This is a genomic window from Clostridium sp., assembly GCF_036642255.1.
In the GTDB taxonomy this organism is placed as follows: domain Bacteria; phylum Bacillota; class Clostridia; order Clostridiales; family Clostridiaceae; genus Clostridium_J.
Genome location: NZ_JAVWDJ010000074.1, coordinates 1 through 10,000, shown reverse-complemented (window position 1 = coordinate 10,000; position 10,000 = coordinate 1). Strand labels below are relative to the sequence as shown.

At 30.8% G+C, this 10,000-nt stretch carries 7 protein-coding genes, 5 tRNA genes and 1 other annotated feature; all 12 genes read left to right on the top strand.

Features of this window, described 5'->3' with window-relative positions; genetic code table 11:
- Window positions 1-57 precede the first annotated feature (57 nt).
- Window positions 58-133, top strand: a tRNA-Ala gene (locus RR409_RS19930).
- Window positions 134-334: 201 nt separating this feature from the next.
- The gene (locus RR409_RS19925) at window positions 335-847 is read left to right on the top strand and encodes an HDIG domain-containing metalloprotein (protein WP_332559529.1); all 513 of its coding nucleotides are present in this window, start codon (window positions 335-337) and stop codon (window positions 845-847) included.
- A gap of 197 nt (window positions 848-1,044) precedes the next feature.
- Window positions 1,045-1,563: a transcription repressor NadR gene (locus tag RR409_RS19920; RefSeq protein WP_332559528.1), complete on the top strand. Its 519-nt coding sequence runs from the start codon at window positions 1,045-1,047 to the stop codon at window positions 1,561-1,563.
- A 170-nt stretch (window positions 1,564-1,733) separates the two neighbouring features.
- On the top strand, window positions 1,734-2,897 hold the full coding sequence (locus RR409_RS19915; RefSeq protein ID WP_332559527.1) for a DUF362 domain-containing protein: 1,164 nt from the start codon (window positions 1,734-1,736) through the stop codon (window positions 2,895-2,897).
- Window positions 2,898-2,902: 5 nt separating this feature from the next.
- On the top strand, window positions 2,903-5,605 hold the full coding sequence (locus RR409_RS19910; RefSeq protein ID WP_332559526.1) for a UPF0182 family protein: 2,703 nt from the start codon (window positions 2,903-2,905) through the stop codon (window positions 5,603-5,605).
- Between the two features lie 59 nt (window positions 5,606-5,664).
- A complete protein-coding gene (locus tag RR409_RS19905; protein WP_332559525.1) occupies window positions 5,665-7,059 on the top strand; it encodes an FAD-dependent oxidoreductase in 1,395 nt (464 codons plus the stop codon).
- Window positions 7,060-7,071: 12 nt separating this feature from the next.
- Complete coding sequence (locus RR409_RS19900; protein ID WP_332559524.1) at window positions 7,072-7,311, top strand: DUF1667 domain-containing protein; 240 nt, start codon at window positions 7,072-7,074, stop codon at window positions 7,309-7,311.
- Window positions 7,312-7,475: 164 nt separating this feature from the next.
- Window positions 7,476-7,681 (top strand) — a binding site (T-box leader).
- Window positions 7,682-7,841: 160 nt separating this feature from the next.
- A complete protein-coding gene (gene serS, locus RR409_RS19895; RefSeq protein WP_332559523.1) occupies window positions 7,842-9,122 on the top strand; it encodes a serine--tRNA ligase in 1,281 nt (426 codons plus the stop codon).
- A 214-nt stretch (window positions 9,123-9,336) separates the two neighbouring features.
- A tRNA-Ser gene (locus RR409_RS19890) sits at window positions 9,337-9,427 on the top strand.
- 7 nt (window positions 9,428-9,434) lie between these two features.
- Window positions 9,435-9,525, top strand: a tRNA-Ser gene (locus tag RR409_RS19885).
- Window positions 9,526-9,661: 136 nt separating this feature from the next.
- Window positions 9,662-9,752, top strand: a tRNA-Ser gene (locus RR409_RS19880).
- A gap of 84 nt (window positions 9,753-9,836) precedes the next feature.
- A tRNA-Ser gene (locus tag RR409_RS19875) sits at window positions 9,837-9,927 on the top strand.
- The last annotated feature ends 73 nt before the right edge of the window (window positions 9,928-10,000 follow it).

The following is a 10,000-nucleotide window of genomic DNA, read 5'->3' as shown; positions in this document are numbered from 1 at the left end:
CAACCGGCTCATAACCGGTTGGTCCGGGGTTCGAGTCCCTGAAGGTCCACCATATATGGGGGTATAGCTCAGTTGGGAGAGCACCTGCCTTGCACGCAGGGGGTCAAGAGTTCGAGTCTCTTTATCTCCACCAAAAGCAATCCGTTTGGATTGCTTTTTTATTTATAAAAAATTATAAATAAAAACCAGTATTGTTATTGTATTATAATATTATTAAAAATAATTTATATAAAATATATGGAGAAAAAAGAGCTTAGAATAATGAAAGCTTTTTATTAAATTCTATATAGTATAGATGTGATTTGTCTATAAATATAAAAAAGGAGATAACACTATGGCAATATATAGAGTGAAACAATTTTTTAAAGCAATTTCTGCAAAAGTTACAGAAGAAGATTTTAAGATAGTTAATAATTATTTAAGCTATAGTGAAAAAGAACTTTTTAATAAGCTACCAGTATATGATAGAAAACATTGCATTAATGTAGCTAGAGATATTATAGAAGAAATAGATGAAGAAGAATTTAATAAGCATAATAGAGAAATTAACTATAAGACATTAATCAGAGCTGCGTTACTTCATGATATAGGAAAGTTATACAAGACATTAAACCCCATAGATAAATCTATTTTGGTATTATTAAATAAGGCTACAAAGGGTAACCTTAGAAACTATAGAGGGGTAAAGAAAATTCATGTTTATTACAACCATGGAGAAGAGGGATATAAGATTTTAAAAGATAAAGATTATGATAATAAGTTTTTAGATATTATAAAAAATCATCATAATAAAGATACAAAGTGCCCTTATATAGAAATTATAAAAAAATATGATGATAAGAATTAAATATTAAAAAGTGTACTTTGATATTAATATAATGAAAGTAATCCCTAGGATAGAAACACTAAATGTCAGTGTAGATTCCAAGGGATATTTTATTTTAAATACATAATAAAATTTATTATATTAGTTATCAATAAATGGTAAAATAGTAATATGAACTAATAAGATTACAAATAGAAATATTTTTTATGGAGGATATAATGATTTCTAAAAGCCGTAGAGACAAAATTAAGGAATTACTTACAATTTCTAAAGAAACCATAAAGGGCCAGAACCTTGCAGAAATGTTTAATGTAACAAGGCAAGTAATTGTAAAAGATATTGCTATTATTAGAGCTGAAGGATTAAATATAATTGCAACGCCAGAAGGATATGTGGTTCCAGGTGATAATAGTTTAAAGATAAAAAAAGTAATTGCAGTGATTCACCATAGAAAGGATATGGAGGATGAGCTTAAAACAATCATAAAGTATGGTGGTACTATTGAAGATGTAATAGTAGAACACCCTCTATATGGAGAAATAAAGGCAATGTTAATGATTAAAAATCTATTTGATTTAGAGAGGTTTGAGGAGAAGTTTAATAATTTTGGTGCAGAACCATTATCGGCATTAACAAATGGAATTCATCTTCATACTATTAGTTGCGATAGCCAAGAAATAATGGATAAAATATTAGTGGAATTAAATAAAAAAGGTTATTTAATTCAAGAAAAATAAAAAGATTAATATCTAAAAGAATAATATTAATCTTTAAGCAAACTTTAGAGGATCAAGTATAATATAATTTTTATGTAGAAGTTGATATCTTATTAAAAATTACTAAAAAGGTGAATTAGCTTATTCTTTTATATAAAATATATTTATGGATTTAATTAGGGGGAAGATGTTTGGAAAAAGTTGCATTACTTAAATGTGAAACTTATGATGTAGATTTAATAGAGAGCAAACTTAGAGAAGGATTTGAACTCTTAGGTGGAAGAAAGTTTTTAAGGGAACTTATTCCCCTAAATAGTAAGGTACTTCTAAAACCTAATTTATTAAGCGTGGAGCATAAGGAATCTCCAGTAGTTACTCACTATGCTGTATTTGAAGCAGTTATTAGAGTTATCAAGGAATATAGCAATAATATAGTTTTTGGGGACTCACCTGGCTTTGGAGATGGAAGAAAGGCAGCAGAAAAGTGTGGACTTATAGATATAGCTAAAAAGTATGATGTTCAATATGTGGATTTTAATGAAGGTATAAGTGTAAAACTTGAAAAATCACTTTTGTGTAAAACATGGACAGTGGCAAAGGCCCCTTATGAGGCAAATGTAGTTATAACTCTACCAAAGCTTAAGACTCATGCTATGGCATACTTTACAGGAGCAATAAAAAATCAATTTGGATGTATACCAGGCACTGGAAAGGCTACTTGGCATACTAGAATGCCTAAGGCAGAGAACTTTTGCAAGATGCTTCTTGACTTAAACTCTGTAGTTAGAACTAGTTTTGCCATCATGGATGGCATAATAGCAATGGAGGGTAATGGGCCTAAATCAGGAAGCCCTTACAAACTAAATACTTTAATTATGGGCAAGAGTATAACTGCTGTAGATTCAACTGCTGTGAGACTTATAGGTTATGATAATCCCCTCGATACACCTGTACTAAAAGAAGCTTATGACTGTGGATATGGAGCAGTTTTACCAGATGAAATTCAAGTGCTTGGGGAAAAAGTGGAGGTGCTAAAGGCTAAGAACTTTCAGCTATGTAGAAATGGCGGAGATTTTCACTTTATTAACCCAACAGTTACAAATTTTTTGAGAGAACTTATTGCCCCAAGTCCAAGTCTTATACCAAAGAAGTGCATTTCCTGTGGGAGATGTAAAGAAGTATGTCCTGAAAACCCAAAGGCCATCAAAATGATAAATAAGGAAAATAAGTCATATCCCCAGTGGGATATGAAAAAATGTATAAGATGCTTTTGTTGTCAAGAGTTATGCCCTGTGGGAGCTATTGAGACAAAACAAAGTACTGTGGGAAAATTAATAAGTAAGGGTAAAAGGTGATGAATATGAAAGGTAAAAATTTTTTAACTTCGATAATTTTAACTTTTATGGTACTAGTAGCTGTAATAGCTTCAAGTATAAATATAATTGTAGACTATCAATGGTTTAAGGAACTCGGATATCTCTCGGTGTATTTTACTAAGTTGTTAGCAATATTAAAGCTTATTGTTCCAACTTTTTTAGTAACTTTTATAGCGATAACTCTATATTACAAAAGCTTAGTACCAAACATTAGAAAATTAAAAAATGTTATAGAAATAGACAAGTTAAGGGAGAAAAGAGCTTTTAAAGTTTTTTCAATTATAAACTTTGTAATTTCTTTGATATTCTCCATAAGTTTTTCAAGTGGATATTGGTATAAAATATTAGAGTTTGCAAATTCTACAGAATTTGCTCTAACAGATCCAATATTTAAGAAGGATATTTCTTTTTTTATTTTTAAACTTCCATTAATTCAATCTCTATATAATAGCTCATTATCACTTATGATACTGCTTGTAATTGGTACTTTCGTAACTTATATTATGCTCACTGCTAAGGATAAGATTTTTAATAGAAAAATAGAAGTAGGCAGTGTGGAACTTAAAAATATAACAAGTGGAATAACTTCTTTTGCAGGAAAACAGTTGGCAGTAGTGGCTGCACTTATAATGTTAATCATATCTCTTGGATATATGATTAATGGATGGAATTTATCTTATTCTCCAAAAGGTGTTGTATATGGAGCTAATTATACAGATATAGTAGTGTCTTTAAAATTCTATAGGGTTATAACCATAGTTTCTATAGTAGCTGCTTTTGTGGTATTTTTTAGCATTATAGCAAAAAAAGCTAAACCCATCATACTATCTGTAATTTTAATAGTAATTTTAATAATTTCAGAAAGTGTGGTAGCAGGAGTAGTTCAACAATTCCTTGTTCAATCTAATCAAAAGACCTTAGAAAAACCTTATATTGAAAATAATATAAATTACACTAAGAAGGCCTTTAATATAGATGAAATTAAGGAAGAAGATTTTGAAATAAAAAATGAACTTACAAAAGAAAATTTAAAGGAAAATGAAGATATAATAAATAACATTACTGTTAACTCATATAAACCAGCTCTTGAGTTTTATAATCAATTTCAATATATAAGATATTATTATAAATTCAATGACATTGATATCGATAGATATTTAATTAATAATAAATATAATCAAGTTTTTATTGCAGCTAGAGAGCTTGACGTTGAAAAGTTGGATGAGAATTCAACAACTTGGCAAAATAAACACTTGGCATATACCCATGGTTATGGAGTAGTAATGAGTAAGGTTAATTCTGTTACTAGTGAGGGTCAACCAGACTTCGTTATGAGTAACATTCCTATAGATAATGAAACAGATATATCAATTGATAACCCAAGAATTTATTTTGGTGAAGGAAGTAATGAGTATAGTATTGTTAATACAAAACTTGGTGAAATAGATTACCCAGTAGGGGGAGAAAATGCTACTAATAATTATGATGGAGAAGCAGGAATAAAGATGTCTTTCTTTAATAAAGTATTATTTGCTTTTAAGGAGCAAAACTTTAAGTTTTTATTATCTAATGATATAACACGTGACAGTAAGATAATACTAAACAAAAATATTATTGAAAGAATAAAGAAAATAGCTCCATTTTTACAATATGATAAGGACCCATATGTAGTAGTAAGTAATAATAGACTTTATTGGATAATTGATGGATACACTGTGTCTAATAAGTTTCCATACTCTCAACCTATAGATGGTATTAACTATATTAGAAATTCCGTTAAAGTGGTCATTGATGCTTATAACGGTACTACTAATTTTTATATAGTGGATCAAGAAGATCCTATTGCTATGACATATTCAAAAATATTTCCAGAGTTATTTAAAAATATAACTGAGCTTTCAGATGAGTTGAGATCTCATTTTAGATATCCAGAAGATCTATTTACTATTCAAGCTAATGTTCTTGGAAAATATCATGTATCAGATCCGGGAGTATTTTATAATGGAGATGATATATGGTCTATAGCAGAAGATAAAGAAAAAGTAGAAGGAGAACAACAACTTAACGAAGCTTCTTATGTTACTATGAAATTACCTAATGAAGATAAAGAAGAAATGGTAATTTTGGAATATTTCAATACTAAAGGTAGAGATAATATGGTATCAATGTATGGAGCTAGGATGGATGGTGAAAACTATGGGAAGATGTTTTTATATAATTTTCCTACAGGAGGAACAATATATAGTCCAATGCTCTTTAAACAAAAAGTAAATCAAGATCCAGTTATTTCAAAAGAATTATCGCTTTGGGACACTAAAGGATCAGGGGTTCAATTTGGAGATATATTAATAGTTCCTATAGAAAATTCTCTATTATATGTAGAGCCATTATATCTTAGAGCTTCAGGTGAAAAGAGTATTCCAGAGATGAAAAATGTTATTGTAGGTTATGGAGATAAGATAGTACTAGCACCAAATATTGAAGCGGCACTTAACAGTATATTTAACATTGAAAAGGGGAGCCAAACTAATACACCTACACCAGGAGGCAATGTAATTACAGGAGATATGAGTAAGGTTAAAGAAGCATACAATAAAGCTATAGAAGCTCAAAAAAGTGGTGATTGGGCAAAGTATGGAGAATATATTAATGAATTAGGAAAATTAATTGAAGGGTTATCTCAATAGTTAACCTTAGACATCTTTAAGTCATTTATCTTATTTCAGGTGTCTTATTGGAGGAATTTATGGATTACGATATATTAATATTAGGAGGGGGCATAATAGGTTGTGCCCTTGCCTATGAACTTTCAAAATACAACTTAAATATTGCAGTTTTGGAAAAGGATTATGATATAGGCAGTGACACTGCTCTAATAAATACAGCAACAGTTTATGATGGATTAGAATGTAATGATGAATTATCTTCAAAGTTAATAAGAAAAGGTAATCTAATAATACAGGAATATTCAAATAAATTTAATGTACCATTTAAGAGATGTGGTTCGGTGTATGTTGCAAGAAACAATGAACAAGAAGATTTTATTGATACAATGTATAAAAGAGCGCAAAAGAAGAAAATTGAAGATGTAAAACTCCTTGAGGGTGAAGATGTATTTAAATTAGAACCTAATTTAGATAGGGATATTAAGAAAGTATTATATATACCTAATACAGGGGTACTTCGTTCTTATGATTTAGCATTAGCTTATGGAGAAATAGCCTTTGATAATGGTGTTAAGTTTAGGTTGGAAGAAGAAGCTATAAGCATTGAAAAGCTAACTAAAGGTTTTAAAGTAGAAACAAATAAAAATAAGTTTACTTGCAAGATAGTTATAAATACTACCTTGGATGAAAAGCTTACTAGGGGCTATGATAACAAGCCAGAAAGAATCTATAATAAAAATTACTTAAAGTATATTATGCTAGATAAAAATTATGAAAAGTTATATTCTAATATTATCTTTGATATAAAAAATAAAGAAAGAATTTATATAAGGCCAACTATATCAGGGGGAATCATTGGTGCATATAGTAATGAGAAAAATGTTAGCTATGACAGGGTTATAAAGAAGCTATCTCCACTTGTAAAATCCATTGATAGTAAAAGAATTAAAATGGTTTTAGATTGGCACCTATTTGATGAGCCAGTAAAAATAGATGATGATTTAAATGAAAATGGATATATAAATGTTGAAGTAAGGCATTATGGACAAGTGACTATGACTCCAGCACTAGCTTTGAATATATGCAATACAGTAGTTGCTAACTTGAATTGTAAATTAAAAAAAGATTTTGTTGATAAGAGAAGAGAGTATTACAAGTTCATGGAGATTTCTAATGATGAAAGAAATGAAATAATAAAGGTTGATAAAAGATATGGTAAAATCATATGTGCTTGTGAAGGGATTACAGAAGGCGAGATTGTAGATGCGATAAGAAGGCCTTTAGGAGCTAGAACCTTAGAAGGTATTAAAAGAAGAACAGGAGCTGGTTTTGGTAGCTGTAGAGGTTGTTATTGTAATGAGGCAATAATAGGGATATTAGCTAGGGAAACAGGAAAAAGAATTACAGATATTGTTAAACATTCTAAGAACTCTAAGGTGCTTTTAGGAAGAATAAAAGAATTTGAGACTATGTAAGGAATGATAAATTTGAGTGATAAGGATATATTAACAAGTATAGTTAGAGTAAAAGGTTCTTCATTATATGATGTTATGCCAGTGAAAAGCTCTGGACCTATAGAAAAATCATTATGGATAGAATGCTCTAAGGCATTAAGTAGAATTCATGTAGGACCACCTATGAATATTGGAGATATAGTATGCAAAAATATATTAAATACAGGTGTGGACATAGTATGCACTAAAAATATCCCTAGAAACAAGAGTTAAAAACAAATAAAATTATTGACAAACTTCAGTGAAGGTAATAAAATAATATAAAATATTGGTAAATAAATAGATTTTAAATTAGTTTGCATAATATATAGTTTATACAACTAAATAAATAAACCGTAGAAGAGAATAGTAACATTAATAAAGTGTAAAATCATCTTGGAAAAATAATTGGTAGATGAAGTAATATTATTTAAGATGATTACAGAGAGTCAGTATTTGGTGTGAGCTGATACATTTTACATTGTGAATCCACCTCTGAGGGACTGTTAAAAGCAGTACGGCAAAGCCGTTAAATAATTAAGAGGAATAGGTGTTTATATACTTATTCAATTAGGGTGGCAACGCGGAGTCTTTCGTCCCTTTGGGGATGAGAGGCTCTTTTTGTTTATTTTAAATAGCTATATGGCAAAGTTATTAGTGTTTAGAATTATAAATAAAGTAAGTTTGCCAAAGATACAAATTATTGTTTTCATATAAAGAAATAAGTTGCAAGTAATATTAAGGAATATATAGGAGGATTTAATATGTTAGACTTAAAAAGAATAAGAAATAACCCAGATGAAATTAAAGTTGGTTTACTTGGAAGAAGCAAAAGTTTTGATGTTTCTCTAGTAGATGAATTGATAACATTAGACGAGAAAAGAAGAGAAATACTTGTAGAGGTAGAAAATCTTAAAAGTAGAAGAAACCAAGTATCTTCAGAAATACCTAAACTTAAAAAGGCTGGTCAAGATGTGGAGCCAATAATGGCAGAAATGAAGAAGCTTGGAGAAGACGTTAAGGCTTTTGATATTCAAATTTCAGAAATAGATGAAAAGATCAAAGATATATTATTAAGCCTACCAAACATTCCAAATTCAGACGCACCTGAAGGAGCCTCTGATGCAGATAATGTGGAGGTTAGAAAATGGGGAGAGCCAAGAAACTTTAGCTTCGAAACACAGGCTCATTGGGATTTAGGATTAAAGTTAAATATATTTGATTGGGAAAGAGCAGGAAAAATAACAGGTTCAAGATTTACAGTATATAAGGGATTAGGTGCTAAGTTAGAGAGAGCTTTAATAAGCTATTTCTTAGATACCCATACAGAAGAAAGTGGATATACAGAAATATTACCTCCATTTATGGTGAATAGAGACAGTATGACTGGAACAGGACAGCTTCCAAAGTTTGAAGAAGATGCTTTTAAGGTTACTAATACTGATTATTTCTTAATTCCTACAGCAGAGGTACCAGTTACTAACCTTTATAGAGATGAGATATTAAATGGAGGGGAACTTCCAATAAAACACGCTGCATATAGTGCATGTTTTAGGGCAGAAGCTGGCTCAGCAGGAAGAGACACAAGAGGACTTATAAGACAACATCAATTTAACAAGGTTGAGTTAGTTAAAGTTACAAAACCAGAACAGTCTTATGAGGAATTAGAAAAGCTAACTAGAGATGCTGAGAAAGTACTTCAAGGCTTAGGATTACCATATAGAGTAGTTAAGCTTTGCAAGGGAGATATAGGGTTTTCTTCAGCTATGACCTATGATATAGAGGTTTGGATGCCAAGTTATAACAGATATGTAGAAATATCGAGCTGCAGCAATTTTGAAGATTTCCAAGCAAGACGTGCTAATATAAAATATAAAGAAAATCCAAAGGATAAACCTAATTTTGCACACACATTAAACGGGTCAGGACTTGCAGTAGGAAGATCTGTGGCTGCAGTTTTAGAAAATTACCAAAATGAAGATGGATCAATAACAATACCAGAAGTATTAAGACCATATATGGGTGGAAGAATAGAAATAAAATAAGTAAGTAAATTTTTAAGGTGGTTAACTTAGCTGATTTAAATAAAAAATTGGCTAAGTTAATTTTTTTATTTAAAGTAATGGAGATAATAAAAAGATATATAATGAAAAAGTTTATTGCTAAAATGTAATCAGCTTTTGAATTTTTTAAAATTCCTATAAAAATATGTTGACTAAAATACATTATGTTGATATAATAAATTTTGTCAACAGACATGGAGAGATGGTCGAGTTGGTTTAAGGCACCGGTCTTGAAAACCGGCGTACGGGTGACCGTACCCAGGGTTCGAATCCCTGTCTCTCCGCCAAAATCTTGGAGAAATACTCAAGTGGCCGAAGAGGCGCCCCTGCTAAGGGCGTAGGCCGGGTAACTGGCGCGAGGGTTCAAATCCCTCTTTCTCCGCCAAGATGCTCACTTTAGAGCATCTTTGATTTTGATTTAATGTGTATACTAAGTATATATTAAATTGACAAAAATAATAAATTAAATAAGCATTGACATGTTGTTTTATATTTGATAAAATAATTATGTTAAATGACACGGAGAGATGGTCGAGTTGGTTTAAGGCACCGGTCTTGAAAACCGGCGTACGGGTGACCGTACCCAGGGTTCGAATCCCTGTCTCTCCGCCATTTTTATTTAGAAATACTTAGATTTTTGAAACTTAGTATTTTTTTTATTTTATGTGAATAAAATATTATTAATAACTTAGGCTTGGAGAAATACTCAAGTGGCCGAAGAGGCGCCCCTGCTAAGGGCGTAGGCCGGGTAACTGGCGCGAGGGTTCAAATCCCTCTTTCTCCGCCACAAAACCTAATATGCGATGGTAGCTCAGTTGGATAGAGTAGCTGGCTACGAACCAGTTGGTCGGGAGTTCGAA

Bases quoted from the DNA above. Each gene is read 5' to 3' on its own strand.
- serS (WP_332559523.1), top strand. From the start codon at position 7,842: ATGTTAGACTTAAAAAGAATAAGAAATAACCCAGATGAAATTAAAGTT.
- RR409_RS19925 (WP_332559529.1), top strand. From the start codon at position 335: ATGGCAATATATAGAGTGAAACAATTTTTTAAAGCAATTTCTGCAAAA.
- RR409_RS19905 (WP_332559525.1), top strand. From the start codon at position 5,665: ATGGATTACGATATATTAATATTAGGAGGGGGCATAATAGGTTGTGCC.
- RR409_RS19910 (WP_332559526.1), top strand. From the start codon at position 2,903: ATGAAAGGTAAAAATTTTTTAACTTCGATAATTTTAACTTTTATGGTA.
- RR409_RS19920 (WP_332559528.1), top strand. From the start codon at position 1,045: ATGATTTCTAAAAGCCGTAGAGACAAAATTAAGGAATTACTTACAATT.